The organism is Halobacillus sp. ABA4_118, from assembly GCF_056160205.1.
Window position 1 is genome coordinate 2,289,128 of the sequence record NZ_JBSWWS010000001.1, and the last position, 26,478, is coordinate 2,315,605.

General features: G+C 47.5%; 27 protein-coding genes. 24 read left to right on the forward strand and 3 right to left on the reverse strand.

What is annotated here, in order from left to right; translation table 11 throughout:
- Nucleotides 1-7: 7 nt before the first annotated feature.
- The 14 genes from ACXAGL_RS11300 to ACXAGL_RS11365 all read left to right on the forward strand — a co-directional run bounded on the left by ACXAGL_RS11300 (nucleotide 8) and on the right by ACXAGL_RS11365 (nucleotide 14,781).
- Nucleotides 8-1,174 carry a HEAT repeat domain-containing protein gene (locus tag ACXAGL_RS11300; protein WP_474991210.1) on the forward strand — a complete coding sequence of 389 codons (1,167 nt, stop codon included), beginning with the start codon at nucleotides 8-10 and terminating at the stop codon, nucleotides 1,172-1,174.
- Nucleotides 1,175-1,190: 16 nt separating this feature from the next.
- Nucleotides 1,191-2,624, forward strand: coding sequence for a glycosyltransferase family 2 protein (locus ACXAGL_RS11305; protein ID WP_474967544.1), 1,434 nt, complete (start codon nucleotides 1,191-1,193; stop codon nucleotides 2,622-2,624).
- Nucleotides 2,625-2,649: 25 nt separating this feature from the next.
- Nucleotides 2,650-3,468, forward strand: coding sequence for a response regulator transcription factor (locus ACXAGL_RS11310; protein ID WP_474967545.1), 819 nt, complete (start codon nucleotides 2,650-2,652; stop codon nucleotides 3,466-3,468).
- Nucleotides 3,469-3,494: 26 nt separating this feature from the next.
- On the forward strand, nucleotides 3,495-4,853 hold the full coding sequence (locus tag ACXAGL_RS11315) for a nucleotide sugar dehydrogenase (RefSeq protein WP_474991211.1): 1,359 nt from the start codon (nucleotides 3,495-3,497) through the stop codon (nucleotides 4,851-4,853).
- 50 nt (nucleotides 4,854-4,903) lie between these two features.
- Nucleotides 4,904-6,736 (forward strand): glutamine--fructose-6-phosphate transaminase (isomerizing), encoded by a 1,833-nt coding sequence (gene glmS / locus ACXAGL_RS11320; RefSeq protein ID WP_474991212.1) that lies wholly within the window; start codon nucleotides 4,904-4,906, stop codon nucleotides 6,734-6,736.
- Nucleotides 6,737-6,744: 8 nt separating this feature from the next.
- A complete protein-coding gene (locus tag ACXAGL_RS11325) occupies nucleotides 6,745-6,915 on the forward strand; it encodes a hypothetical protein (RefSeq protein WP_474967548.1) in 171 nt (56 codons plus the stop codon).
- Nucleotides 6,916-6,935: 20 nt separating this feature from the next.
- On the forward strand, nucleotides 6,936-7,916 hold the full coding sequence (gene glmU, locus ACXAGL_RS11330) for a bifunctional UDP-N-acetylglucosamine diphosphorylase/glucosamine-1-phosphate N-acetyltransferase GlmU (protein WP_474967549.1): 981 nt from the start codon (nucleotides 6,936-6,938) through the stop codon (nucleotides 7,914-7,916).
- A gap of 121 nt (nucleotides 7,917-8,037) precedes the next feature.
- Nucleotides 8,038-8,859: a hypothetical protein gene (locus tag ACXAGL_RS11335; RefSeq protein ID WP_474971968.1), complete on the forward strand. Its 822-nt coding sequence runs from the start codon at nucleotides 8,038-8,040 to the stop codon at nucleotides 8,857-8,859.
- Between the two features lie 212 nt (nucleotides 8,860-9,071).
- Entirely contained in the window at nucleotides 9,072-9,686 is a 615-nt protein-coding gene (locus ACXAGL_RS11340) for a DUF421 domain-containing protein (protein WP_474967551.1), read from the forward strand.
- Nucleotides 9,687-9,748: 62 nt separating this feature from the next.
- Nucleotides 9,749-10,078, forward strand: coding sequence for a thioredoxin family protein (locus ACXAGL_RS11345; protein WP_474967552.1), 330 nt, complete (start codon nucleotides 9,749-9,751; stop codon nucleotides 10,076-10,078).
- 349 nt (nucleotides 10,079-10,427) lie between these two features.
- Complete coding sequence (gene proC, locus ACXAGL_RS11350) at nucleotides 10,428-11,270, forward strand: pyrroline-5-carboxylate reductase (RefSeq protein WP_474967553.1); 843 nt, start codon at nucleotides 10,428-10,430, stop codon at nucleotides 11,268-11,270.
- Nucleotides 11,271-11,309: 39 nt separating this feature from the next.
- Entirely contained in the window at nucleotides 11,310-12,440 is a 1,131-nt protein-coding gene (proB, locus tag ACXAGL_RS11355; RefSeq protein ID WP_027956205.1) for a glutamate 5-kinase, read from the forward strand.
- Nucleotides 12,441-12,460: 20 nt separating this feature from the next.
- Nucleotides 12,461-13,720 (forward strand): glutamate-5-semialdehyde dehydrogenase, encoded by a 1,260-nt coding sequence (locus tag ACXAGL_RS11360; RefSeq protein WP_474991213.1) that lies wholly within the window; start codon nucleotides 12,461-12,463, stop codon nucleotides 13,718-13,720.
- A 281-nt stretch (nucleotides 13,721-14,001) separates the two neighbouring features.
- A complete protein-coding gene (locus ACXAGL_RS11365) occupies nucleotides 14,002-14,781 on the forward strand; it encodes a nucleotidyltransferase domain-containing protein (protein WP_474967555.1) in 780 nt (259 codons plus the stop codon).
- 16 nt (nucleotides 14,782-14,797) lie between these two features.
- Here ACXAGL_RS11365 and ACXAGL_RS11370 read toward each other — a convergent pair whose 3' ends face one another.
- Complete coding sequence (locus ACXAGL_RS11370) at nucleotides 14,798-15,634, reverse strand: STAS domain-containing protein (RefSeq protein WP_474967556.1); 837 nt, start codon at nucleotides 15,632-15,634, stop codon at nucleotides 14,798-14,800.
- 158 nt (nucleotides 15,635-15,792) lie between these two features.
- Nucleotides 15,793-16,206 (reverse strand): CotY/CotZ family spore coat protein, encoded by a 414-nt coding sequence (locus ACXAGL_RS11375; RefSeq protein WP_474992367.1) that lies wholly within the window; start codon nucleotides 16,204-16,206, stop codon nucleotides 15,793-15,795.
- Between the two features lie 416 nt (nucleotides 16,207-16,622).
- Here ACXAGL_RS11375 and ACXAGL_RS11380 point away from each other — a divergent pair, with 416 nt between their 5' ends.
- From ACXAGL_RS11380 to ACXAGL_RS11425, 10 genes are all read left to right on the forward strand, one after another.
- A complete protein-coding gene (locus tag ACXAGL_RS11380; protein ID WP_474971966.1) occupies nucleotides 16,623-17,402 on the forward strand; it encodes an SDR family oxidoreductase in 780 nt (259 codons plus the stop codon).
- A 75-nt stretch (nucleotides 17,403-17,477) separates the two neighbouring features.
- Nucleotides 17,478-18,350, forward strand: a complete 873-nt coding sequence (locus tag ACXAGL_RS11385; protein ID WP_474991214.1) for a 3-hydroxyacyl-CoA dehydrogenase family protein — start codon at nucleotides 17,478-17,480, stop codon at nucleotides 18,348-18,350.
- A gap of 12 nt (nucleotides 18,351-18,362) precedes the next feature.
- Nucleotides 18,363-18,761, forward strand: a complete 399-nt coding sequence (locus tag ACXAGL_RS11390) for an acyl-CoA thioesterase (protein WP_474967559.1) — start codon at nucleotides 18,363-18,365, stop codon at nucleotides 18,759-18,761.
- A 10-nt stretch (nucleotides 18,762-18,771) separates the two neighbouring features.
- Nucleotides 18,772-19,833: a phosphotransferase family protein gene (locus tag ACXAGL_RS11395; RefSeq protein WP_474967560.1), complete on the forward strand. Its 1,062-nt coding sequence runs from the start codon at nucleotides 18,772-18,774 to the stop codon at nucleotides 19,831-19,833.
- Between the two features lie 2 nt (nucleotides 19,834-19,835).
- A complete protein-coding gene (locus tag ACXAGL_RS11400) occupies nucleotides 19,836-20,573 on the forward strand; it encodes a 2-phosphosulfolactate phosphatase (RefSeq protein ID WP_474967561.1) in 738 nt (245 codons plus the stop codon).
- Nucleotides 20,560-22,320 carry an acyl-CoA dehydrogenase family protein gene (locus ACXAGL_RS11405; protein ID WP_474967562.1) on the forward strand — a complete coding sequence of 587 codons (1,761 nt, stop codon included), beginning with the start codon at nucleotides 20,560-20,562 and terminating at the stop codon, nucleotides 22,318-22,320. The genes ACXAGL_RS11400 and ACXAGL_RS11405 overlap by 14 nt, the downstream gene beginning before the upstream one ends.
- Nucleotides 22,321-22,334: 14 nt before the next feature.
- Entirely contained in the window at nucleotides 22,335-23,120 is a 786-nt protein-coding gene (locus ACXAGL_RS11410) for an enoyl-CoA hydratase/isomerase family protein (RefSeq protein WP_474967563.1), read from the forward strand.
- A gap of 10 nt (nucleotides 23,121-23,130) precedes the next feature.
- A complete protein-coding gene (locus ACXAGL_RS11415) occupies nucleotides 23,131-24,105 on the forward strand; it encodes a quinone oxidoreductase family protein (RefSeq protein ID WP_474967564.1) in 975 nt (324 codons plus the stop codon).
- A 170-nt stretch (nucleotides 24,106-24,275) separates the two neighbouring features.
- Complete coding sequence (locus ACXAGL_RS11420) at nucleotides 24,276-24,833, forward strand: GNAT family N-acetyltransferase (protein ID WP_474967565.1); 558 nt, start codon at nucleotides 24,276-24,278, stop codon at nucleotides 24,831-24,833.
- Entirely contained in the window at nucleotides 24,830-25,642 is an 813-nt protein-coding gene (locus ACXAGL_RS11425) for a protein phosphatase 2C domain-containing protein (RefSeq protein ID WP_474967566.1), read from the forward strand. Before ACXAGL_RS11420 ends, ACXAGL_RS11425 begins: the two co-directional genes overlap by 4 nt.
- Nucleotides 25,643-25,729: 87 nt before the next feature.
- On the opposite strand, the gene ACXAGL_RS11430 is transcribed toward ACXAGL_RS11425, so the two are convergent.
- Complete coding sequence (locus ACXAGL_RS11430; protein ID WP_474967567.1) at nucleotides 25,730-26,395, reverse strand: O-methyltransferase; 666 nt, start codon at nucleotides 26,393-26,395, stop codon at nucleotides 25,730-25,732.
- Nucleotides 26,396-26,478 lie beyond the last annotated feature (83 nt).

Sequence of the window (26,478 nt, forward strand, 5' to 3'; positions counted from 1 at the left end):
GTTCTCCATGTATATCAACGTTCAAATCGCTTACTACATGATTGGGGTTTTACTCATTCTCATGACCGCATTCATTATGGCGACGTTAAGTTTGAAATGGAATAAAAAACGTGTAGAAAAGCGGAGAGCGCAATGTCTGGTTCGACATAAAGATTATCTGGAATATGTACAAATGCACTTAGGAGAAGAAGACCGGTTAAGACCCCCCGGCGGCTCTCTGACAACCTTTGAACGACGAGTGCTGCAGAGCGAGCTTGTCCAATGGATCAATCAGCTGGATGGGATTTACCGGCAGGGGCTGTTAAGGCTGTGCGGGGATCTCGGGCTGGTCGAACACAATTTAAAGCGGTTGGGCAGTCATCGGCCGCTTGTCCGGTTGGATGCCGCGTATCACCTTGGAGCATTGAGGGCACCTGAAGCCACATCCTCTCTGCTTTCCCTGCTGTATAAGAAGCGTGTGGATTCTTCCTCCTTCATTTATGCACGGGCGGCTGCCCAAACGGCCACACAGTTAAGTGAGATGGGCGATCTGCTCCGTTTCCTTATTGAGAATGGGAAGCAGGATGTTCATTTGACAGCAGACATCACAAAGGAATCTGAACTTGATTTAACACAGTTATTTATCACATTCCTGCATGAAAAGGATCCCAAATATGTGAAGCTCGGGCTTATTGGTCTTCAGAACAGCGTGAAGGCTGATCTGCCTGACCGTATTCAGGAACTGACGAAATCGGATGATCGTGACATTCGTATGAACGCAGCTAAACTGCTGATTTCCTCGGTTGACTTATCTGAAGAGGATGTTCAATTTTATCTTGCTTTCCCGGACTGGGAGGTCCGCAGACTTTTTGCTGAATGGATTGGGAGATCTGGTCTCATTCAATACATTCACTTGTTATCCACCCGGCTGGAAGATGTAAACTGGATGGTCGCTCGTGCGAGTGCAGCGAGTCTAGTCCGTATGGGAGACGAAGGGTTTGAAGCCCTGTGCCAATTGGCTGTTGGAGATGGAAGTGAGCATGGAAGGGCCGTGGCCATGGAATTCATCGAAGAAAATTTGAAGCAGTCAACCTCCCCATCTTCCCATGTCGAGGACATCATGAGTCACAACCATAAAGAGTTTCTGTACAAGAAGTATTTTGAAAATCACCAGGCATTAACAAACGTCATGTAAGGAAGGAGGATGAAGAATGAGAGAGATCCTGCTGTTCTATGGAATTTTTGCCATGTATTACGTAGTTACGATCAACACCATTTACTTCGGAATTATCTTATTTTCCTTCCGGAGAATACTAGGAATTATGAAGGAAACCTTCTACTCAAAGTATGAGGCCCTGTCCGGATCCAAACATGTCCCGCCCATATCCATCCTTGTTCCAGCTTTCAATGAAGAGCTGACTATCAAGGAAAATGTCAGATCCCTGCTGGCCCTCCATTACCCGGAGTTTGAAGTGATTGTGGTGAATGACGGATCGGGAGACAAAACCCTCGATACCTTAATCGAGGAGTTCCAATTAAAATATCATCCCCCGAATATGATCAAAGATACGATTGCTACAGCTGAGGTCAAAGGGGTTTACTACAATCCGGATTATCCAACTCTCTATCTTGTAGATAAAGAGAATGGTGGAAAAGCAGATTCCCTGAATGCCGGCATTAACTTATCGAATTACTCACTGATCTCATCGATCGATGCGGATTCTTTACTCGAAGAAGATGCGCTGATCCGGATTGCCAGAAAGTATATGGAAAATCCTGAGGAGAATGTGGCGATTGGTGGGAACGTGCGGATTGCCAACGGCTGCCGTATCCAAAACGGGATGGTGAAGCAGGTCAATCTTCCGAAAAAATTACTGCCGATGTTCCAGACCGTAGAGTACTTAAAAGCGTTTCTAGGCGGACGGATCGGCTGGAGTGACGTCAATGGACTGATTATCGTTTCCGGTGCTTTCGGTGTCTTTAAGAAAGAATACGTTGTAAAAGTCGGAGGCTACCGCGGGGGTTACCCTGGGGAGGATATGAACATTATCATTAAGCTTCACCGCTACATGCTGGATCACAAGCTTCCCTACAAAATCGATTTTTGTCCGGATGCAGTCTGTTGGACGCAGGCTCCCGACACGTTCAAGATTCTCGGCAGTCAGCGTAAACGCTGGGGCCGTGGAAATTTGAAAAATATGATTGAAGAAGGGCGCTTCATGTTCCTGCGTCCGAAATACAAGATCATGGGTATGTTAACGATCCCATATAACATTATTTTTGAAACTTTGAGCCCTTATTTCCGAATTACAGGTTTTCTCGCCATTCTCGGTTACAGCTTCATGGACATGACCGGATGGAAGCTCATGGGAATCTTCATGCTGATTAATGTTCTGTACGGAACACTGCTTGGCTTAGGTTCGCTGCTTTTGGAGGAAATGGCCTTTCAGCGCTACCCGAGAGTCCGCGATTATTTCAAGATGATTTTGTACACGGTTTTGATGTTCTTCGGATACCGTCAGCTGGGGATTTTATGGAGGTTCCTCGGTCACATCGACTTTATGCGGAAAAACAACTCCTGGGGAACGATGGTACGAACCAGTTGGAATGAAGACGAAGACGAAGACAAGGAAAAGGCCGCATAACCGAACGAAAAAAGGAGGGTGGAAAATGGCAGCGACTCATATTGGTTCCCGGATCATTCAATCGTTCAATCATTTTCTTCACTATTATCAGAGCAGCCAATTAAAGTGCGGGATCATTCTGGCCCGTGCAGATATGAATGAAGCAGAGGTCGGGGAAATGGAAGCGTATTTGGAAAAGGAAGAGCCGGGTACCGCCTTTCAAGTCAGTTACGATCCACAGGAGAAGATTCTTGGCATCCTGCTTGATGGCTGTGCCTTGGCGTATACCCATTTTCTATCGCTGCACGTGAAAGATGTGTTAAGCCGGAACCGCCAGCTCACCGGAGATTTATGGGTGGGGAGCTTTCCTGAAAACAGCGACCACGCAGAACAAATGATGTTTGACATGCTTTGGAGAATCATTGATGGAAACCACGAAACGAACGATATCCATGTTTATCAAGGACAGAAGGAAAAGGGTCCATCAACGAAATCCGTGCTGCTTGTTGATAGTGATCAAAGCTTAGTTCAGTTATTGACAAACTACCTGCAGGGAAAAGGTTATGTCGTCCATACAGCAGAAGACGGGAAAACGGGCGTGGATGTCTATCAAAATGTCCTGCCGGATCTCGTCATTACGGAAATCAATCTGTCCGCTCTGGGAGGCTATCAGTTCATCAATCAAATCAAGAACATCGACGAAGCCTCCAAAAAGTCGACAGCGATCATAGTTCTTACAAATAAACAATTGGAAGAAGATGTGAGGCGCACGTTTGATTATGGTGTCTCCGATTATATGACCAAGCCCTTTTCACTTGTAGAGCTTGAAGCACGGATGAAAAGACTCGTGAGCGTTTCTAAATAAATCTTATAAAAAGAGAGGGATCAGGAATGGGATATTTTGAACAGCTGTCTCAGAAGATTGAAATGAAGAAAGCAAATATCGGAGTTGTCGGTATGGGGTATGTCGGGCTGCCACTGGCTGTCGAAATGGTGAAGTCAGGATTCAACGTATGTGGCATCGATTTGGATCAGAAGAAGATTCAGTCGCTGCGTGAAGGGCATTCCTACATCAACGATATTGCGGATGACGATTTGCAGCAGGCGCTTGCCACAGATCGGTTCTTTCCAACAAGTGACTATGAAGTTGTCAAAGACCTTGATGCGGTCAGCATTTGTGTCCCTACCCCATTAAGTGAGAACCAGGATCCGGATACTTCCTATATTACAGGCGTGATCAACAGCATGAAGCCCTTTATGAAAAAAGGAATGCTCGTGACGCTGGAAAGCACCACATATCCGGGGACGACCGAAGAACTGATTTTGAAAGAATTCAATCGTATGGGATACGTCGAAGGCGAAGATATCTTCCTTTGTTATTCACCTGAGCGCGTGGATCCAGGGAATCAGTCCTTCAACACGCATAACATGCCGAAAGTTATGGGCGGCATGACAGAAAAATGTAATACAGTCGGAGGGCTTCTCTACAGAAATTACATTCCAAACGTTGTTCCTGTTACGTCACCCAAAGTTGCAGAGATGTCCAAGCTTCTAGAAAATACGTTCCGAAGCGTCAATATTGCTTTTGTCAATGAGATTGCAATGATGTGTGAACGTATGGATATCGATGTGTGGGAAGTGATTGATGCAGCGGCAACGAAACCATTCGGCTTTATGAAGTTCCAACCGGGACCTGGAATCGGCGGTCACTGTATCCCTCTGGATCCGATGTACTTGTCCTGGAAAGCCAAAGGATTCCGCTTCTATAGTAAGTTCATCGATCTGGCCCAGTCGATCAACAGCAACATGCCGGACGTTGTCGTTGGAAAGACGTCACAGGTATTGAACATTCATGGGAAGTCCATCAATGATTCTAAAATCCTTATTCTCGGTATGGCCTATAAACCGAATATCAGTGATCTTCGTGAATCACCGGGGCTGTATCTCTATGAACTATATAAAGAAAACGGAGCGAAGGTGGAGTATCACGATCCCCATGCCCACAGCTTCCTGGATGATGATGGTGACGTCGTCCACTCGGTTCCTTATGATAAAGAACAGCTGAAAGAGTACGACTGCCTTGTCATGGTCACGAATCACAGTGACTTTGATTATCATGAACTGGCGGAATTAGGAGTTCCGATTGTAGATACAAGGAACGCTTTCCAAGCCTTCGATCAACCACACATTCATAAACTTGGGACGGCTTCGAAAGTGAACAAGAAACAGCACGAATCCATTGCTCTATAATCAATCAAAGAAAGCTTAAAAACTACTTATTATAAAGGGGATGAACGACAATGTGCGGAATCATGGGATATGTTGGAGATAAAGAAACACAGCGTGTATTAACAGAAGGACTGCGTAAGCTGGAATATCGCGGCTATGACTCTGTTGGTATCGCATTGAACAACGGGGAAACCCTTCAGCATGAGAAGTCTAAAGGAAGACTCGAAGTGTTGGAAGAAAAATTGGAGGGGGCTCCGCTTTCTGGGTCGATCGGAATCGGTCATACCCGATGGGCTACACACGGACGCCCTTCCGATGAGAATTCCCACCCGCATCTGGATGAGCAATCCAAATTTGCTGTCGTCCATAACGGCATTATTGAGAACTATATGGAAATTAAGCGGGAAATGAAGGAGGAAGGCTATTCCTTTACTTCTGAAACGGATTCCGAAGTGATTTCCCACTTATTCTCTCATTTATATGATGGAGAAATAGTATCGACCATCCAGAAAGTGGTGGATAGACTGGAAGGAGCCTATGCGCTTGGAATAGTTTCTGAGCATGATCCAGAGCGGTTGTATGCTGTGCGTGAAGCCAGTCCCCTCATCATCGGATCCGGCGATGGAGAATCCCTGATCAGCTCCGACATCCCCGCTCTGCTGGAACATACACGTGATGTTTATATTTTGGAAGACGGCGAGATGGCAATCCTTTCAAAAGAAGGTGTCACGTTGATGGAAACGGAGACAGGAAAGGAATTGACACGCGATATTTTCCGTGTGGACTGGGATATGGAACAGGCTGAGAAAAATGGGTATGATCACTTTATGCTGAAAGAGATCTTCGAACAGCCGACGGCACTTCGGAAAACGATGACCGGTCGTCTTGATCAGGAAGCGAAACGTGTGGACTTCGAGGAACTGCAGTGGTCACCTGAAACCATTCAGCAATGGAACAAAATTACGATTGTAGCCTGTGGGACAGCTTATCATGCAGGGTTGATCGGTAAGCATGTAATCGAGGAACTGACACGTATTCCAGTCGATGTTGAAGTGGCTTCGGAATTCCGCTATCGACGCCCGATCGTAGACGAGAAGACATTGGTCATTGTTGTCAGTCAATCTGGAGAAACAGCAGATACTCTGGCCGCGCTGCGTCAAAGTCAACACCTTGGAGCGAATGTTCTGGCCATAACGAACGTTGTCGGAAGCTCCATCGCCCGTGAAGCAGATGAAGTGATTTTGACAATGGCCGGTCCGGAGATTGCTGTAGCTTCTACAAAAGCGTACACCACACAAGTGCTGTCATTCTACCTATTAGGTCTGTATCTTGCTGAAAGCAAACAAACCATCACCGAACAAAACTACAAGCAGCTGATTGAGTCCATCATCGAACTGCCGGAGAAAATCGAGGACATGCTGGAGCACTCTCAGGGAATCCGCTGGTACAGTGATTCCATCAAAGATGCCAAAAGTGTCTTTTTCCTCGGCCGGGGACTGGATCATGCGGTCGCGTTGGAAGGATCGTTGAAACTGAAGGAAATCTCCTATATTCATTCGGAAGCTTATGCAGCAGGGGAATTGAAGCACGGAACGCTGGCCTTGATCGAAGAAGGGACACCAGTCGTTGCTCTCATTACACAAGATGAAGTGAGTGAGAAAATGCTCGGGAATGTCAAGGAAGTGAAAGCCCGTGGAGCGCAGGTGCTGGGGGTCGCAGAAGAAGGGAATCTGGATATATGGGAGTATGTAGATGAAACGTGCTATATTCCGAACACTCCATCCATTCTGACGCCGCTGCTGACAGTCGTTCCTTTACAATTGATCGCTTATTATACATCGCTCGCTCTTGGTAACGACGTCGACAAACCAAGAAACCTTGCGAAGAGCGTTACGGTCGAGTAGGTATCCAAATGATGGAGGTCATGGAACGGCAGCAGACAAAACTGAATAAAAGTAATTTAAAAGGGCTGATGCTTGGGGTTTATGAAAAGGTGGAGAACGAAAGCATCCAAACGGACCGTCAGATTATTGATGAGGTGATGGAGCAGTTAAGACCAATCATCCAGCCGATCGAGGAATAACTACGAATGGGGGAAGAAAAATGAGTGAAACGTTTGCTGTAGTATTAGCTGCTGGCAAAGGAACAAGGATGAAATCCGATCTTCCGAAAGTTCTTCATAAGGTTTGTGGAAAACCTATGGTGGAACATGTCATTGATCAGCTGAAGCAGCTTTCCATCGATGAGATCGTTACCGTTGTGGGTCATCAGAGTGAACGAATACAGGAACAGCTGGGTTCGACCGTAGAGTATGCTTATCAAGCGGAACAGCTCGGCACAGCTCATGCCGTGAAAATGTCTCATGAACAGCTGGGTCATCGTGAAGGCAGCACGCTGATCATTACAGGAGATACGCCGCTCATATCCAGCGGAACGTTAGCCGATTGTCTGGAACTCCATCAGGAGACAAACGCAGCTGCTACGATTCTGACGATGCAGCCGGATGACCCCGCGGGCTATGGAAGGATTATTCGTAATGAGCAGGGACAGGTGGAACGGATTGTTGAAGAAAAGGATGCTTCCGAGCAGGAGCGTTCCGTCAACGAGGTGAATTCGGGTATTTTCTGTTTCGATAACGGGCTGTTATTTGAAGCTTTGGATCTTGTGTCAACGGACAATGAGCAGGGGGAATATTATCTGCCGGATGTCATTGAGGTCCTGCAGCAAAAAGGGGAGCGAATCTCAGCAGCCCGTATGCCGGACGTTGACGAAGGACTCGGCATTAATGATCGAACCCAGCTTGCGAAGGCGGAGAAAATTTTACAGAAACGCATCATTGAATTTCATATGGAAAATGGGGTAACGATTATTGATCCCTTCTCTACTTACATAGGTGCTGACGTAACCATCGGCATCGATACGGTGATTGAACCGAGGACGCATTTAAGAGGGAAAACGAAAATAGGAACGAACTGCATCATTGGTCCGGATGTGGATCTGGAGAATTATCAAGCAGCGGATCGTACAAAAGTGAAAAATTTCTCAAGAACAAATGATATCAGTTCTCTGCCCTATGTTAACTAAATTACAGAAGGAAAGACCTTTCAATGGTGAAAGGTCTTTCTTTAAACGAAAATTCTCCCGAAGAAACAGCATCATCGGATCAGTGATGCTGTTTCTTCTCATCATTGGGGTGGGCATATACATGAGTCAACCATCAAAAGTGAAGGCTACCTGGATCTGGGATTTGGACGAGATGGAAGGAAGCATAGAGGAAAATATCGCTTTCGCTGAAGAGCAGGAAGTGAATTTAATCTATCTGCACATCAGTATTAAAGGATTCGACAGGGAGCGTGTAGAGGCGTTTATAGAAGAAGCTTCCGCTCATAATATCCAAGTGTATGCCCTTGGTGGTGATCCCAACTGGGCGCTGGACAAACATCAGGATAGTCTTGCTGCCTTTATATCCTCGGTCAAGGATTATAATCAAGACGTTCCAAGTGAAGCAGGATTCAAAGGGATCCATATGGATATTGAGCCTTACCTTCTGCCCGAGTGGGATGCGGACAGGGATGAAGTCATAACTCAATGGATGGATAATGTCACATTCTTAAGACAAGAAGTGGAAAAAACAGGCCAGGATCTTCAATTGAGTGGAGATTTTCCGTTTTGGGTGAATGATTTACAAGTGCCGGAGGAAAGTGGATCGCTCAGCTCGTGGATGCTGTCTCAACTGGATTCTATGACGATTATGGCTTACAGGGATTATACGGAAGGTCGTAACGGGATTAAACATATTGCTTCCCCCCTCATCGAACAGGCAGCGAATCAAGATAAATCGGTGGTTATTGCTGTGAATGTCATCAAGACGGATGAAGGCAGTTATACGACTTTCTACGACAGCTCACCCGGTCAGATGGAACAGGAGTTGAACGGGTTGAACCAAAGCTTTTCCGGCCATCCCGGCTATGCAGGGACCGCTGTCCACGACTACAGCTATTGGAAGCTTTATCGGAACAAAGAATAGGGGAACGATGTTCTGCTTGTAGAGAAACCTTGTTTTTCTACAAGCTTTTTTTATCTCCGCAATCCTGCCGTGGAGGGGGGATATTTTCATCCGTTCAGGACAACGTATGAAGGATATAGGAAACGATGGGGTACATAAACGGACGGTTTTGAGGAGCTGGTTCGGGTTATACATCGGTTCTTCTGCCTTCGTATGGAAACGAGGTGTCTTTTATGGATTGGATATGGAAAGCTGTTTTAATCATCCTCGCAGGTACGATTATTCTTCGTATCGCCGGTCGGAAGTCAATCTCGCAGATGACCTTGTCCCAGACCGTCATCATGATTGCCATTGGGTCGCTGCTGATCCAGCCTGTCGCAGGAGAGAACATCTGGGTTACATTTGGTGTTGGCGGTGTGCTTGTCTTAACTTTGATGGCGATGGAATATTCCCAGGTGAAACTTGATTTTATGGAGAAGTTTTTAACGGGGAGGTCTGTCTCGATTATTGAAAATGGCCAGCTGAATGAAAAAAACTTAAAGAAGCTGCGTTTCACTGTGGACCAATTGGAAATGAAGCTCCGGCAGTCGAATGTGTCCTGTATTCAGGATTTGAAATCGGCCACTCTTGAACCCAACGGCCAGCTCGGCTTTGAGCTGAAAGAAAGGAAGCAGCCTGCGACCAAGCAGGACGTGGAAGACTTAAAGCAGCAGCTGCATCTGCTGGCTTCCAAGCTGCATCCGGATCAAGCGGTCCAGCCTTCCTCAGAAAGCCCGTCCGGTGAGGATTTGTTTAAGGAAGTCGAAAACAAACATCATGAGCAGCCTTTCCCTCGACGTCTTCAGTAGGAAGAGGCGCGTGGAAGGAATTTTAGTTTAGAAGCTGATATAATGAACTCGAGGTGAGACAAATGGATTCTATACACTCCATTGAAGATTTAGATGCTTTTGTAAATGAGGAAATGCTCTCGATTGTTTATGTATCCAGACCGGGCTGCTCCGTTTGTCATGGTCTTCTACCTCAAGTGGAGGATCTGCTGGCTGATTATCCAAGCATACAAGCCCGCCATGTGAATGCAGATGAAGTACCCCAGGTTGCCGGTCATTACTCTGTGATGACTGTACCGGCCGTTCTTGTCTATTCGGAAGGAAAAGAGCTCTTCCGGAAAGCCCGCTTCGTGCCGATCGGTGAACTCAATCAGCAGCTCGCTAAATTAAATCATTTTATAAACGAAAGCTGAATGCCTGCTTCTGGTCCTTTGACCAGAAGCAGCTTTTTTTATGCATGAAAAAGGGAGGGCGGTTTTTCAGATGAGTGGGGAACGAAAAAATGAATGATTATTCCAACAATTCGGTTTTGTCGAGCATTTCTTAAAAATTCAAGCCGCAAATACACCCATGAGACGAGATTATTTCCGATGAGAAGCGATGACTGTGAAATATCTCTCTTTGAAACCGTTTACACGGACTAATTGACGAATATAGACCCGACTTGTAGAAAAGCCCTTGAATCTGTTTTTGCCAGTGTTATGATGAAAAACGTCTTAGAGAAAAAGCGAACAAAAATGCGAACGGGAGAGATTAACCCAAATGATTAAACAAACGATTGCTTTTCTAGGTGCAGGATCTATGGCAGAGGCGATGATTTCAGGAATGGTGGAGTCGGGCAATATTCCAGCTGAACAGATCATTGTAACCAACCGAAGTAATCAGGAACGTTTAAACCACATTCAATATAAATACGGCGTCCGTACAGTATTAAAAGATGAATTGAATTTCGCTGAAGTGGATCAGTTCATTCTGGCAATGAAGCCGAAAGATATTGACGCTGTTTTGGAAGACTTGAAAAATAAATTGACCCCGGACCAAGTTCTTGTATCTGTTCTTGCCGGTATTTCTACTTCTTATATGGAAGATCGTCTGAATGACCGCCAGCAGGTGGTCCGTGTGATGCCGAATACTTCCAGCATGCTTCGTGAATCAGCCACGGCCGTGTGCCCCGGGCAGTTCGCAGACATGGAGAAGGTCGAAGTTACGAAAGCTCTGCTTCGTTCAATCGGTGAAGTCTTCGTCATAGAAGAAGAGAAAATGGACGTCTTCACTGGAATCGCTGGAAGTGGACCTGCGTACTTTTATTATTTGATGGAGCATATCGAAGAAACGGGCCGTTCAGAAGGGATGGATCCGGAAACGCTTCGTGAAATTGGAGCACAGACACTGCTTGGTGCCGCCAAAATGATGTTGGAACGTGATGAATCCCCGGCAGAACTGCGGGAGAACGTAACTTCACCGAATGGTACAACGGCAGCAGGACTCGATGCGCTTGCAGCCAGCGGCGGAGGTCAGGCGATTTCAGAAGCCGTACGCGGTGCCGCTTCGCGATCCAAAGAATTGAGTGCAGAACTTGAAGGACTTCTCGTAGGCAGTAGATAAATACAGCTGACAGACGCAAAATTGTTAAACAGGAGTGATATGTTGAGTCAAACTAAGAAACGAATCGTTATTAAAATTGGAAGCAGTTCATTAACCAGTGCGCACGGTGAAATCAGCCGTCGTAAACTTGAAAAACTTGTCGATGAAGTTGTCCGTTTGAAGGACGACGGCCATGAAGTCCTCCTTGTCTCCTCAGGCGCGGTAGCCGCGGGTTACCGGAAACTGGGATGCCTGGAGCGTCCGAGCACCCTGCCGGAAAAACAGGCAGCCGCATCCATCGGTCAGGGTCTGCTCATGGAATCGTACTCTGATCTATTCCTATCCCATGGGTATATGGGATCCCAAATCCTCATCACGCGCAGTGATTTCTCTGATGAAAACCGCTACAACAACGCACGTAACACCATCAATGTCCTACTAGAACGCGGAATTATCCCTATTGTAAACGAAAATGACACGATTACGATCGACAGACTGAAGTTCGGAGATAACGACACCCTTTCAGCGAAGGTCGCCGGCCTTGTCGATGCTGATCAGCTGATTATCCTTTCAGATATTGATGGCCTTTATGATGCTGATCCTAGAAAAAACTCCGATGCAAAACTGCTTGATAAAGTCCACGAGATTACCCCTGAAATCGAAGCTGCAGCAGGTGATCCGGGAAGTGCGGTCGGAACAGGCGGCATGAAATCGAAAATTGATGCCTTCAAAATTTCCATGGCTTCCGGTATCGCTTCTTTCCTAGGAAAGGCTAATACACCGAACATCGTCTATGATGCGGTTTACGGGGATGCTGTAGGTACGTACTTTGAAATTACGACTGATGCTGAGAACCTCGATCAGAAGAAACAGTGGATTGCTTTTAACTCCGGACCGGAGGGCACAGTAATCATTGACCACCGTGCAAAAGAAACGGTTGTCGACATGAAACAGAGCTTGATGCCGGCCAATGTTCACCATGTCACAGGGCGCTTTGAAAAAGGTGCTGTCGTACGAATCCATGATCTGGATGGTGAAGAAATCGGCTTAGGCGTAGTCAACTATTCTTCTGAACAAATGAAGAACATGATCAATCTGACACAACCTGAACTCGAGTCTTATGATAAGGCTGCTGTTGAACAGAAAGATTTTGTGTGCCATCTCGAAGTATCCATGCCCGTAGGCGTTTAAAATACTCAAGGAGGTCTTTGATGACTGTAACTATGAATGTAAATGTGGAAGCTCAGGCAATGGAAGCGAAAAAAGCATCCAAACAGCTGATGATCCTTTCAAAAGAAGAAAAGAATGAAGCGCTGCTTCATCTGGCTGATGTACTTGAACGTGAATACGAAAGCATTCTGCAGGCCAATGAAAAAGATCTGGCCAATGGACGTGAGCAAGGCTTCACTGATGCGTTCATGGACCGTCTTTCCTTGTCCAAAGAACGCGTGGAGGATTTTGCCCAGGGGCTTCGTGACGTTGCAGAACTGGAAGATCCAACAGGGCAGGTCCTGACAGACTGGACGCTGGAAAATGGACTGCAGGTAGAAAAAGTGACCGTTCCCCTCGGTGTGATCGGTATGATTTATGAAGCACGTCCGAACGTGACCGTCGATGCTACCGGACTCGCTTTGAAATCAGGCAATGCGATTGTCCTGAAAGGTGGCTCGTCTGCCATCCACTCCAACGAGGCTATTGTAGATGTCATTCACAAAGGACTTGAAGAGACGAAAATGCCTAAGGAAGCTGTACAGTTCATCGCTTCTACAGATCGTGCAGCTACAAACGAGCTGTTTACAATGAAAGAGCACATCGACGTATTGATTCCACGTGGAGGCGGACGATTGATTCAGGCTGTGGTAGAAAACGCCACGGTCCCTGTTCTTGAAACAGGTGTCGGCAACTGCCATATCTATATTGATGAGCAGGCGGATGTGGAAAAAGCGCTGAACATTTTGATCAACGCAAAAACCGATCGTCCGGCTGTCTGTAACGCAGCAGAAACGCTGGTTGTTCACAAAAACTGGTTGAAAGAGCATAAAGATGCCTTAATCGCTGCATTGAAAGAGAACAATATTGCTGTTCATGGCGATGAGCACATCGTTGATACGATTCCAGGCGCTGTTCCAGCTGGAGAAGAAGACTGGGCTGAAGAATATTTGAGCACAGATCTAGCAGTGAAAGCTGTAGACAATCTGACAGATGCAATCGCGCATATTGAAACGTATGGAACGAAGCACTCGGAAGCCATTGTCACAGAAGACCAAAAAGCTGCCGATCACTTCTTTGCGCTTGTTGATGCAGCGGCTCTCTATCACAATGCATCCACACGCTTTACAGATGGCGGGGCCCTTGGATTTGGGGCGGAAATCGGTATTTCCACGCAAAAACTTCATGCCCGCGGACCAATGGGGCTGCCGGCATTGACGACGATCAAGTTCCTTATGAAAGGAAACGGTCAAACCCGGTAAACAGAGATCAATTTTTCAGGCTGTCGAGGATATTCTCTCGGCAGCCTGTTTTTTTATGTAACTGAAAAATGTGTTGGAACAGGCAGGGATAAGGAAAAAACGTTCCGGTTAAAGATGGAACACATGGTGGCTCGGATGACTGAATAAGGAAGAGGCCTTCTGATCAAGGAGGCGCATAGGAAACAGGACTGGCCTGTTATTCCTCCCATTTCCTGTGGTCATTTACTTTAAACTTCAACAACTGTATGATGTTGGAAACGCATTTTACAGGAGGGCTGGCGATGAGACAGGGAGAGGCTGTAGAGGTATTGTTGGAAAGCTTGAAAGTAGATGCACTCGTAAAGGCTGTCTTTTTAAAAGGGTCCATGGGCAGAGGGGAAGAAGATGTCCATTCCGATGTGGATCTTTACGTCCTTGTGGATGAAGAGGAGGAGCATGCATTTTTAAAGAAGAGAAAAACGCACCTTTTATGCTATCAACCTCTTTTGTTTTATGATGAAATCTTCATCATTGCTCCTCAGGTGATTGCGGTTTATGATAATCTCCTGCACGTGGATTTATTTACAGTTACAGAAGAAACACTGATCCATAAGGATTACGTCCGTGTACTGTACGATCCTGAAGGGCGAATGGAAAGGCATCAACAGGAACAGCAGCTTTATTTAGATGAACGTGATTTTCAGGATGCGGTTGATGATGTCACCTTCTTTTTGCTGCAGTATAAGAAAGCTTCCGATCGTGGAAATGATATGTGGGCATGTAAAGTGTTGAATGACCTGGCTTTGAATACAGCGAAGGTTCTTCTCCAGCATTATGCTCCCGATCGTGCGCAACTTGGATTGAAAACGGCAGATCAGTCCCTGCCTGCCGGGGTTAAAAAGAAACTTCAAAAGGTTTACCAGCACTTGTCTCTGAGGGAGCATCCTACAGCTGTAAACGTTCTTATTCACCTATTAGAAGAGGAGTCTGCCTGGCTTCAAAAGGTGTGGAAAGGGAAGAAAGATACCCTTCCGTTTTTGGAGCGCATGATCTTCGAACTAAAAAACCAGCTTCCTGTCTGAACAGGAAGCTGGTTTTTTAAAAGGTTTGACCGGCCATCGCCTGCGATAACGTCGCGGTCGTCGTGACGTGACTGAAGTCGAGGCCGAGGGAAACGGCGGTCTGTGCAATTTCCGGCCGGATGCCGACGACCGTTGAAGATACTCCGATCAAGCGGAGGCTGTCAATCAGCTGGAAAATCTGCTGGGCAACCATCGTATCCACGAGATAGACTCCTGACAAGTCTATGTACAGCAAGTCTACATCCTGCTCGGTGCATTTTCTCAGTATATTCTCCTGGATCGCAGCGGCCCGGTCGGTATCAATGTTCCCGACAAGAGGCAGGAGCGCCTGTTCATTCGACAGTTGAATCAATGGAGAGCTCAATTCATTGATGGTCGACTGCTGTTTTTCAATCGTACGGTTCAAGTAATTGGATTTTTCCTCGACGACCTGATACATGATCTGATCGAAGGCATCCACCAGGAGACGGGTCCAGCGTGTTTCTCTATCCCTGTCTACGTCGACATCCTGGGTTTCAATGAATTCCTTGAGGAAATCCAGGTATTGGATACGAACACGCATGAATTCCCGCATGATTTCATGTGTAGGAGTCTCGAGATGATGGGGGTCCCGTCCAATTTCCACGATCCAGTCATTCATGTGAGCGAGAAAGGCCTCTTTATCCAGAGTGAAGATCTCGGCCAGATGTTTGTGAAATGCAAAGTTTTGGGATTTCAAATTTTCAATGGTTGCCTGATCACGGGAGGCATAGACGCCCGAAACCGAACTTTGATCGAGGGAATTATACCATTCTTCCGTTAGAATCGATGCTTTTTTCAATAGAAATTCTCGAAATGCTAGGTTGGCTTTCAATGGGGAAGCTCCTCTCTCTACTTGAGCCTCTCATAAAATCCGGAGAGCATCATAGATACTTTTATTATATAAGGTATCCCTTATATTTTCCATCTTTAGGCGGCTGAATAAGGAAATAAAACAACTTTCCGGACTGGTGCCGATCTATTCATCCACGTCTACCATGTTTTCCTTGGAGTAGTGGTTCCTAAACATCGGATCGAGCTGAAGCATGAAAGGTCGACTGTCATACATGTTCCGGATGCTGTATAGGAGTGGGAAGAGCTGTGACAGGAAGGACTTTCGTGTTGAATCAGCAGCTCCAGAACAGCACAGGAGTGGTCGGGGGAGAGTCTGACCGCTTTGAATATGCAAGATGTAAAGCATATATAGCTGCCCTCCTTTTCTTTGATCCCATTACCACAGAAGCGTTGTCCATCTCTGCAGTACAACATAAACGGAATGGTCGTATTTCCTTGTCGATGCTGCTGATCACCGCGCAGAGCTGCGATGGATGTGCGGCAGCTGGTTTCAGAGTGACGACCGGCTACTATTTTCTGGGCTTTTATGATGGCTGCCACCGTCCTTGTCACGGAGCAGCAACTGCAAGAATCGTGTTTCAAAGGCAGTATCCTCCTTTCTATTCGATCTCTTATAGTCTATTCCGGACTGGAAAAAAGGGCTGTGCTTCCGTCCTGTTAGAGCCTGATATAGGACAATGGCCAATCCGTGGGAAGAGGCGGATGCATAAGGTATAGGACAGCGGAAGGAAAACGGCAGCTACAGCCTGCATATACAAGGAAGACCTTCCGTTTAAAGAATGCCAGCGTACACTGGCATTCTTTTAGTTTTTTCTTCTATATAAAAGAGACAGCCCCCTTCTCATGCACACGTATGAAAGGTGAATGTTCATTCATTTTCTGGTTGAATTTTCAGAATAATGGGAGTAGAATGAAAACATACTAACCGTTTGGTATGTTACATACCTGTACTATTAAGGAGTGAGCTGATGCATGTGAAGGAGTTGTTCGATCTATCGGGGAAGACGGCGCTCGTAACCGGTGGGGGACGAGGGCTTGGAAAACAGATGGCCGAAGGATTTGCAGAGGCAGGGGCGGATCTTGTCCTTTGCTCCCGGAAACGAGAGGCATGTGAGGAAACCGCCCGGCAGCTTGAAGCAGAATACGGAGTCAAGACTGCCGCTTATGGTTGTGATGTAACAAACGTCGAAGACATCGAGCATGTTGTTCAAAAAACGGTGGAAAAGTTCGGCACCATCGATATTCTCGTCAATAACAGCGGGGCAAGCTGGGGGGCGCCAACGTTGGAAATGCCGCTTGAAGCCTTCCAAAAAGTAATGAATGTCAACGTGACAGGGACGTTCTTAATGTCTCAGAAGGTCGGAGAGGTCATGGTGAATCAAAAGTCAGGCAAGATTATTAATATCGCTTCTGTAGCGGGACTTGGCGGGGCAGATCCCAGATTCATGGATACGATCGGATATAACGCGAGTAAAGGGGCTGTGATCACCTTCACGAAAGACCTTGCTGTAAAGTGGGGAGCCCACAATATTCAAGTGAATGCCCTGGCTCCTGGATTTTTCCCTACCAAAATGTCGAAAGGACTACTGGAACAGGGAGGAGAATTCATTCTGGACCGCACCCCTCTCAACCGTTTCGGGTCCGAAGAGGATTTGAAAGGAGCGGCTCTTTTCCTGGCTTCCCGTGCGTCTGATTATGTGACAGGGGATGTGCTCGTCGTTGATGGCGGAATGCATGCTTCGTGCTGAGAAGAGCTGTTTTGTAAAGGACAGACGCCCATCCGATAAAAGGGATGCGTGTCAAGTTTATAGAGGAGGAATCGCATGGAGATGAAACAGATCACAGTAATTGGATCGGGGAGTATGGGACATCAAATCGCTATGCTGTCAGCCCTTGCCGGTTTCGATACGTACGTGCAGGATGTCCGTCCCGATGCTTTAGGACAAGCGAAGGACAAGCTGGAGCAGATCATGGCGAAATGGGTGAACAAGGACAAAATTTCTCAACAGGAAAAAGCGGAAGCCTTTGAGCGTCTTTCCTTTACGACCGACTTGCGGGAAGCGGCGGGGGAGGCTGACCTTGTTATCGAAGCCGTTGTGGAAAAGCTGGATGTGAAGCGGGAAGTATTTGCCCAGCTTGATGAGATTGTCCCTTCTCATACCGTGCTGGCTACCAACTCTTCTACAATGGTCAGTTCATTAATCGCTGATGTGGTTTCACGTCCGGATAAGGTCTGCAACATGCACTTCTTTTACCCTCCCCTCGTTATGGACTGTGTGGAAGTGGTCAAAGGGGAGCATACATCACAGGAGACGGCAGGATCGGCTATGGACGTCTGCCGGGCGTTGAACCGTACGGCTGTTTTACTGGAAAAAGAGATATCAGGATTTATCGCCAACCGCATTCTTTTTGCGATCCAGAAAGAGGCGGTGAGCCTGTATGAAGGTGGATACGCGGACTTCAAGGATATTGATAAAATCACCCGCAAGGCATTGAGTCATCCGATTGGTCCTTTCGAGCTCATGGACTTGTCAGGCATCGACGTCGGTTGTTATGTGATGCAGCAGCAGTACAACGAAACCGGCGATCCTGCAAACCTTCCACCAAGAACGATGACGGAGAAAGTGGAAGCGGGTGAACTGGGCCGGAAGACAGGGAAGGGCTTTTATACGTATGAAACGAAGGTGAATCAGTAGGAGGAGTAGGGCATGCACGAGATAGAAGTAACGGTACGATTTTGTGAGACGGATATGCTCGGTCATGTGAACAACAGCAATTTTTTTGTTTACATGGAAGATTCCCGCATTCGATTTTTCAAAGAACTGAAGCTTGTCGGGGAGGAGTGGAATTTTATTCTGGCTTCTGCTAAATGTGACTTTCTTAAGCAGGTGTACTTCAATCAGACACTGATCATAAAGAGCAGCGTAGCGAAAATCGGAAACTCCAGTTTTCATCTGATACAGGAGATGGTGGAGAAAGATTCACAGGAAGTCGTGGCTGAGGGAAGTTCAGTCATCGTGCAGTTCGATTTTGAAAAACAGAGAAGTCTGCCATTTACAGACGAAATGAGACAGCGTCTGGAGGAGCATAAGCCTGTTGTGAAATAGGAGGGGTCGGATGGCCGAAACGAAAGATACGCAGGCAGTGCGTAAAGGTGAAGAGCTGGATTATAAGATATTGATTCCCTTTTTGAAAGAACGTTTGAACATGCCGGGCGAGGAGCTTACCATCAGACAGTTCGGCGCCGGACACTCCAACTTAACGTATGAGCTTTCTGCGGGAGAAGACTGGAAGGTTGTGCTGAGGCGTCCGCCGCTTGGGCCGGTTGCTCCAAAGGCCCACGATATGGAGCGGGAATACAACGTGCTCCAGGCGCTGCATCCAGTTTATCCACTGGCTCCGAGACCTTTTCTCTTTGAATCTGGTGATCTGCTCGGAGCCCCTTTTTTCATAATGGAACGCAGAGAAGGAATCGTCTATGATAAACAGTTTCCAGAAGGAGTAGAAGGAAATGCGGAGCTCGGACGGCGGGTTTCACAGACGATGGTGGACAAGCTTGCCGAACTTCATGCTGTGGATTATTCGAAAACAGAACTCGTCCATATGGTGAAGCCTGATGGATTTATGGAGCGTCAAGTACACGGATGGATCAAACGGTACGACCGTTCGCGGACGGACGATGTTGTTTCAGGTGAACGGTTGAAGAAGTGGCTCTTGGATCATATCCCTTTATCCGGGGGAGCTTCTGTCATTCATTATGATTACAAGTTGAACAATGCCATGTTCAGCAGGCAGAACCATGCTGAAATGGTCGGGCTGTTTGACTGGGAAATGACAACGGTCGGAGATCCGCTTGCAGACCTGGGAGCAGCGCTCAGCTATTGGATCCAATCCGATGATCCACCGATGCTGCAGGAAGGGCTGGGCAGACCGCCGGTCACAGTAAAGGATGGCTTTTTTACAAGGGATGAGTTTGTAAACGCTTACTCTTTAAGAAGCGGCCGGAATGTCGACGACATCCATGTTTATTTGACATTTGCTTACTTTAAGCTGGCTGGAATTATCCAGCAGATTTACTTCCGGTATAAAAATGGTCAGACAGAGGATCCAAGATTTGCTCAAATGAATCATTTTGTCAATAACTTGATTCATCATGCGGAAGAAACGGCAGGGTTGTAGGTATGGGGAAAATCGAAGTCATTTTCAAAAAGGAAGACATCCAGCCTGAAAAGCTGGCCGGGAAAACAGCTGTGGTTTTTGACGTGCTTTTTGCAACGTCGACAATGACGGCCGCGATTGCTGATGGGGCGTTGTCTGTGCTCCCTGTTTACAGTCCTGAGCAAGCTCGGAAAACAGCCGAGGCATTTGACCAGCCCTTTCTTCTTGCCGGCGAGGATCAAGGGCGGACGATTGAGGGGTTTTATCCGCCTTTACGAAATCAGCTGAAACCATTTGTTGCGGGTAAACATCTGATTTTGACAACTACGAATGGTACGGTCGCGCTTCACAAGGCTCAACAAGCGGCAGATCTTTATGCCTCATCGCTGCTCAACAACCCGGCAACAGCCAAGCATCTGAACGAATCTCACGGCGGGGAAACGATTGTGATCATCTGCTCTGGATCAAGCGGTTTGTTTACAATGGAGGATTTTTATGGAGCTGGAAGTCTTGTCCATCATATGCAGCAGGATGGACATTGGGAGCTTTCAGATGGGGCGTTAACATCCCTGCATTTTTATAAGGGCGGTGGTGAGGGCCGGGAATTGCTTCGTTCCTGCCGGATTGGAAACTGGTTAATGAAACATGGTCTCGATCCTGTGGAAATCGACTTCGCTGCACAGGAAGGAGTGGTTGAAGCGGTTCTTGCTTACGACAAAATAACAGGACAAGTGAAGGAGAGGTATTATGCATCCAGTTAAAGATGAATGGAAAGGTGGTCGATTCCTCACTTCCGATATTGATCCGGAGGCGGTTTTCACCCCGGAAGATCAGACGGAAGAGCACCGGATGATCGGCCGGACCGCCCGGCAGTTTATTGAAGGAGAGGTGCGTCCATATAGGGAACGCATCGAACGGGGCGATTATGACTTCGTTGACCGGAAGATGAAAAAAGCAGGGGAGCTGGGGCTCCTGGCTCACAGCATTCCGGAAACGTACGGTGGTCTCGGGCTTGATAAAATCAGCAAAGGCATCGTGGGAGAAGCGCTGGGGAGCGCCGGCGGCTACAGTGTGGCCCATTCCAATCATACGTGTATCGCCACTCTGCCCATTACTTACTTCGGTTCGGAGGAACAGAAGAAGAAATACCTGCCGAAACTTGCCTCTGGAGCTTTTATAGGTGCCTACTGCCTGACAGAACCGGAAGCAGGATCGGACGCTTTATCCGCAAAAACGACAGCTGTCATGAATGACACCGGATCGCATTATGTGCTTAATGGAACGAAAATCTATATAACGAATGCTGCGTTTTCCGATACGTTCATCGTGTACGCGAAAGTGGATGGAGAGCATTTTACAGCTTTTATCGTAGAAAAGGATTTTCCAGGGCTGTCGATCGGCCCGGAAGAAGACAAAATGGGAATCAAAGGATCCTCCACCTGCTCAGTTGTAATGGAAGACTGTCAGGTCCCGGTGGAGAATCTTCTGGGGGACGTCGGCCGGGGGCATTTGATTGCGTTGAATGTGTTGAATCTCGGTCGGTTTAATTTAGGGTTTGCTACACTTGGTGCGGCAAAGTACAGCTTTCAGCTCGCTCTTGGTCATGCTTCCGAGCGTCGGCAGTTTGGAAAAGCGATCACAGATTTCAGGGCAAGTAAGCAGAAACTGGCTTGGATGGCCGCGGACTTATATGCGGCTGAATCGGTCATGTACCGGACAGCGGGGCATATTGAATCAGCACTCGCGGACCACTATGATACAGAAGACAAACAAGCTGTGTCCAAAGCGATGAACGAGCATCGTATGGAAGCAGCCATCTGCAAGATTGTCGGATCTGAAACACTGGATCGTGTCGTCGATGAAGCGGTTCAGCTTCACGGAGGGGCAGGGTTCATCAAGGAATATCCGGTTGAACAGGCTTATCGTGATGCGCGCATCAACCGCATTTTTGAAGGAACCAACGAAATTAATCGTCTCCTCATCCCGGGTGCCTTTTTCCAAACAGCCGGAAAAGCGGAAATAGATACACATACCTTAGTGAAACAAGCCGATGAATCCCTGAAAACAGGTGGTTACAAACGGGAGCAGGGTCCTGTGCCGAAGCTCGAAGAGGCGGTCGCTTTGTGTAAAGATTTATATCTCGTTTCCGCTGGAGCTGCCTATAAAATTCATGGATCCGCTATGAAAGAGGAACAGGAAATATTGATGGAACTGGCAGACATAGCCATTGAAATCTACCGCTCCGAATCTACCGTTCTTCGTGCCAAAAAAGGCAGTGGAACCTCAAGTCTTCACCTGCAGCTGGCTGAGACCGTCATTGAGAGGTCCATTGAAAATGTCCGCCTGTCTGTGAGCCGCTTGTTTTCTTCTCTCCTTAAAGGAGAAGAACGGACGAAGGCATTGAGGAGTGCTGCAGCCCTGTTGAGTGTGTATTCCTTTGAAGGAAGCCTGGATCGGAACCGCCGCCTTGCTGAACAAATGGTAGAATCCGGTCACTATAAAGTTTAAAAGGAGAGATGAAGATGAAATTAGGAAATGAGCATGTAGCTGTGGATATCAATGGACCCGTCATGTCCTGTGTACTGAACCGTCCGGAAAGTCTGAACGCTTTTTCTGACCAAATGATCGGTGGTTTGATGGAAGCTTTGGAAGAGGCCTCCAGGAATGAGGAAGTGAAAGTGATTACGCTTTCCGGAGCAGGGCGGTCTTTTTCGGCAGGAGGCGATGTGAAAAGCATGGGCGAAGCTTCGGCCCAGCATTTGTATGATCATGTCGGTGAGTTGAATAAACTGATTCTGAAGATCAAAGATGTACCGAAGCCGGTCGTAGCGGTCGTCCATGGGTATGCGGCCGGAGCAGGGTTCAACCTCGCTCTTGCCTGTGATCAGATTCTGGCAGCTGAAGAAAGTCGGTTTGTTTTGAGCTTTGCGCAGGTCGGCTTGATATCCGATGGCGGCGGTCACTATTTCCTTTCCCGTCTCATCGGTCCCTACCGGACGAAAGAGCTGCTGTTTACTGCCGAACCGATTCCAGTCGAGACAGCATCAGAGTGGGGCCTCGTCAACAGGGTGATTCCAGCTGGTGAGCTGGAAGAGACAGCGATGGATTATGCGCTTCGTCTGGCTAAAGGGCCGGGGAGGGCCATCGGTATGATGAAGAAAATTGTGGATCAAGCCGATCAATCCGACCTTGCCGCTATCCTGGAGCAGGAACGGATTTCTCAAACGATGATGGTGGAAACAATGGATCATAAAGAAGGTGTGGCTGCATTTAAGGAAAAGCGGAAACCACAGTTTACAGGGAAGTGAGGGAAGAATGATGAAAGCTATTCAATTTAAAGAATATGGAAGTCCATCCGTCCTTGAAAAAGTGGACATTGAAAAGCCGTCCCTGGCTGAGGATGAAGTGCTGGTCAAAGTATCGGCTGTTGGTGTCAACTATGCCGATACGGCCCGTAGAGAGGGGGCCTATGTGGTTCCGACACCTCTCCCATTTATCCCTGGTGCTGAAGTGGCCGGGGTTGTGGAGGCTGTTGGATCTGACGTCCAGGATGTGCACGAAGGGGACCGTGTCGTGACTTTGATTGAATCCGGTGGGTATGCGGAGTATGCGAAAGCGAAGGCTGTCTCCCTCATTCCGATTCCTGAAGAGGTGGACGATGAAACGGCTGTGGCCATTCCTCTACAGGGACTGACTGCTTATCACATTTTAACGACGATGGGACGGATGGAGCACGGAGAAACGGTGCTTGTTCATGCAGCAGCAGGAGGGGTAGGATCGCTTGCGGTGCAGCTGGCGAAACAGTTTGGTGCAGGGAAAGTCATTGCAACGGCAAGTACAGAGGAGAAGCGGCAGCTGGCTCTTGAACTTGGAGCCGATGAAGCGGTGGACTATACGAAGGAAAACTGGCGGGACGATGTTCTTGAAATGACGGGCGGACGCGGGGTCGATGTTGCTTTGGAAATGGCAGGAGGAGACATTTTCCACGAAACGGTGAAGTGTATGCGGTCGTTCGGTCGTGTAGTCGTGTATGGGGTAGCCAGTGGAGATCCGGCAAAAATGTATCCTTCCGGCTTGATGAACCGAAACTTATCCGTCATCGGTTTCTTCCTTCCGCAGATTATGAAGAAACCGGAAATGTTCAAACGAAGCCTTCACCATTTATTGGAACTAGTGAATACCGGCGATGTAAATTTGACGGTAGGCGGTGTGTATTCATTGGAGGAAGCAGCCAAAGTCCATGAACTGATGCAGGGGAGAAAAACGAAAGGAAAGCTTGTACTTAAGCCATAATGCCGGTTTAAGCCTGTCGGGAAATCCCCGGCAGCTTTTCTATTTTCCCCGATCTTCAAAGGTGCCTCTGAGAATCGGTCCCTTTTTTGAAGCTGATCCAAGGACAGGGAGGAATCAATTGGAAACTTGTCGAATACACAGGACACGCAGAAATAAAGGGGGCTTTTATCTTGTTTACCTATACAGTTGATGATCAGTTGTCATTGAAATTAATTGGACACGAAGACGCTGAAGAACTCTTTCAATTATCGGACCAATCCAGGGATCACCTTCGAACGTGGCTTCCGTGGATTGATTTCACGAAGACGGTGGAGGATACCCGGGGGTTTATCCAAAGCAGCCTAAAGAGATATGCGGAACATAACGGCTGGACGGTCTGTATCCTTTGGGAAGGGCGGATCGCCGGTATCGTTGATTTCCACGAACTGGATTACAACAACAAAAGGACCAGCATCGGTTACTGGATGGGAGAGGAATTTAAAGGGAAAGGTCTGTTGACACGCGCCTGCCGGGTATTATTCGATTATGCCTTTTATACGCTTGGGATGAACCGGATCGAGATCCGTGCGGCGGAGCAAAATGAAAAAAGCAGGGCTGTCCCTGAGCGTCTCGGTTTTGTAGAGGAAGGACTCATCCGCAGCGCCGCCCTCCTCTATGATGAGTATACAGATCATGTGGTCTACGGCATGCTTAAAAAAGACTGGGTCAAACAAACGGTGGACCTATGAAGTATCAGGTAGAAGCTGTCCAGTTGAAAAGTCCCGCCAAAAAAGAAAGCGAAGATGCCTATGTTCTTCATGAGGCCGCCGGTGTTTTCGGCGTGTTTGATGGAGCTACGCCACTTGTTTCGTTTGAAGATGAGGATGGTCATAACGGCGCCTATCTTGCAGCCCATCGTTTCAGGGAACACATGCAGAACATGGACGGTGATGCTTCCTTGAAAAGAACAGTGGAGGAAGCCAACACCCGTTTGTTTGAAGAGATGGTTTCTGCCGGAGTGGATACGTCCAGAGGAGAGGAGCGGTGGTCGACGTGTGTCGCTGCGATTAAATTGGAACACAGGCATTTCCACTATGCTCATCTGGGAGATTGCATGATTATGGCCGGTGATAAAAAGGGGGCTGTTCATGTCCTCACGACAGATACCGTCGCAGGAATCAGCGCCCGTGCAAAATCGAAAAGAGAGAAAGACAGAGGAAATGGACTGCAGGTCAAGGAAGAGCCGTATTATGACGTGCTTCTACATAAGCTTCAGTATAACCGGGGCCTGGCTAACACACCAGGAGGTTATACGGTAGCCAACGGTATGCCGGAGGTGATGACCCATCTGGATTCAGGCTCCTATCCAGTTGAAGGGCTCGAGGATCTATGGCTTGTAAGTGACGGTTTATTCCATCCTGAACTTTCTTTGGAAGAGACATGCAGACGAATGAAGCAGGAGGGGATCCGCTCCTATATCAGCGATCTTACTTCCTATTTAGAGAAGCACCAGCTTCCGATTGACGACCGGACAGTGATCCACCTGCGCTTTTCCTAAACTGTTTGCTGGTGAAACGAAAAAAACCTGAAGGATGACCGCTGTCAATCGATCATCTTTCAGGTTTTATAGTTAGGAGAAAGTCCGTTATGATTCGACCACCGCAAGTAGGAAACCGTCATACCCTTTGTTTCCAACTGTCTGGAAGACGGTGCTCTCCAGACGCGGATGATTGTGGAGAAGGTCGAACATCTGCCGGATTCCTTGGATACTTTGGGACTCGCTGTTTTCCTCGAGGATTTTACCGTTCCGAATGACGTTGTCGACCAGGATGGTTGTTCCTGGTTTGGACAGTTTCAATACGTGTTCGATATAGTGGGGATTGTTCTCCTTATCGGCATCGATGAAAATAAAGTCGAAGGGTTCGTCATTCTCGAGCATAGGGAGCGTCTCGAGAGCAGGCCCGACGTGAATGGAGATTTTATCCTTCACACCAGCGTTTTCCATATTGATGGAAGCCGTTTCGGCATGCTTTGGGTTAAACTCAAGAGTGGTGAGCACTCCATTTTCCGGCAGTGCTTTGGCCATCCAGATTGAGCTGTATCCGCCAAGCGTTCCAATTTCCAACACTCTGCGGGCTGCTTTCATTTTGACATAAAGGTAGAGCATTTTTCCCTGCGCAGCGGAGACACCGATGGAAGGCAGGCCTTCTTTTTCATTCAAGTCTGTAATGGAAGCCATTGCCTCATCCTCAGGAATCAGCCGGTCGATGACGTATTCATCTACGTTTGCCCACGTTTCACGTTCGCTCATAACATCCTCTCCTTTTCTTTTTTTGATGCCGCTTCCCAACCGGCAGCTGGTTACAAAGAACGGGCGGAACCCAGTGGACCGCC

Bases quoted from the DNA above. Each gene is read 5' to 3' on its own strand.
- ACXAGL_RS11300 (WP_474991210.1), top strand. From the start codon at position 8: ATGTATATCAACGTTCAAATCGCTTACTACATGATTGGGGTTTTACTC.
- ACXAGL_RS11305 (WP_474967544.1), top strand. From the start codon at position 1,191: ATGAGAGAGATCCTGCTGTTCTATGGAATTTTTGCCATGTATTACGTA.
- ACXAGL_RS11310 (WP_474967545.1), top strand. From the start codon at position 2,650: ATGGCAGCGACTCATATTGGTTCCCGGATCATTCAATCGTTCAATCAT.
- ACXAGL_RS11315 (WP_474991211.1), top strand. From the start codon at position 3,495: ATGGGATATTTTGAACAGCTGTCTCAGAAGATTGAAATGAAGAAAGCA.
- glmS (WP_474991212.1), top strand. From the start codon at position 4,904: ATGTGCGGAATCATGGGATATGTTGGAGATAAAGAAACACAGCGTGTA.
- ACXAGL_RS11325 (WP_474967548.1), top strand. From the start codon at position 6,745: ATGATGGAGGTCATGGAACGGCAGCAGACAAAACTGAATAAAAGTAAT.
- glmU (WP_474967549.1), top strand. From the start codon at position 6,936: ATGAGTGAAACGTTTGCTGTAGTATTAGCTGCTGGCAAAGGAACAAGG.
- ACXAGL_RS11335 (WP_474971968.1), top strand. From the start codon at position 8,038: ATGAGTCAACCATCAAAAGTGAAGGCTACCTGGATCTGGGATTTGGAC.
- ACXAGL_RS11340 (WP_474967551.1), top strand. From the start codon at position 9,072: ATGGATTGGATATGGAAAGCTGTTTTAATCATCCTCGCAGGTACGATT.
- ACXAGL_RS11345 (WP_474967552.1), top strand. From the start codon at position 9,749: ATGGATTCTATACACTCCATTGAAGATTTAGATGCTTTTGTAAATGAG.
- proC (WP_474967553.1), top strand. From the start codon at position 10,428: ATGATTAAACAAACGATTGCTTTTCTAGGTGCAGGATCTATGGCAGAG.
- proB (WP_027956205.1), top strand. From the start codon at position 11,310: ATGTTGAGTCAAACTAAGAAACGAATCGTTATTAAAATTGGAAGCAGT.
- ACXAGL_RS11360 (WP_474991213.1), top strand. From the start codon at position 12,461: ATGACTGTAACTATGAATGTAAATGTGGAAGCTCAGGCAATGGAAGCG.
- ACXAGL_RS11365 (WP_474967555.1), top strand. From the start codon at position 14,002: ATGAGACAGGGAGAGGCTGTAGAGGTATTGTTGGAAAGCTTGAAAGTA.
- ACXAGL_RS11380 (WP_474971966.1), top strand. From the start codon at position 16,623: ATGCATGTGAAGGAGTTGTTCGATCTATCGGGGAAGACGGCGCTCGTA.
- ACXAGL_RS11385 (WP_474991214.1), top strand. From the start codon at position 17,478: ATGGAGATGAAACAGATCACAGTAATTGGATCGGGGAGTATGGGACAT.
- ACXAGL_RS11390 (WP_474967559.1), top strand. From the start codon at position 18,363: ATGCACGAGATAGAAGTAACGGTACGATTTTGTGAGACGGATATGCTC.
- ACXAGL_RS11395 (WP_474967560.1), top strand. From the start codon at position 18,772: ATGGCCGAAACGAAAGATACGCAGGCAGTGCGTAAAGGTGAAGAGCTG.
- ACXAGL_RS11400 (WP_474967561.1), top strand. From the start codon at position 19,836: ATGGGGAAAATCGAAGTCATTTTCAAAAAGGAAGACATCCAGCCTGAA.
- ACXAGL_RS11405 (WP_474967562.1), top strand. From the start codon at position 20,560: ATGCATCCAGTTAAAGATGAATGGAAAGGTGGTCGATTCCTCACTTCC.
- ACXAGL_RS11410 (WP_474967563.1), top strand. From the start codon at position 22,335: ATGAAATTAGGAAATGAGCATGTAGCTGTGGATATCAATGGACCCGTC.
- ACXAGL_RS11415 (WP_474967564.1), top strand. From the start codon at position 23,131: ATGAAAGCTATTCAATTTAAAGAATATGGAAGTCCATCCGTCCTTGAA.
- ACXAGL_RS11425 (WP_474967566.1), top strand. From the start codon at position 24,830: ATGAAGTATCAGGTAGAAGCTGTCCAGTTGAAAAGTCCCGCCAAAAAA.
- ACXAGL_RS11430 (WP_474967567.1), bottom strand. From the start codon at position 26,395: ATGAGCGAACGTGAAACGTGGGCAAACGTAGATGAATACGTCATCGAC.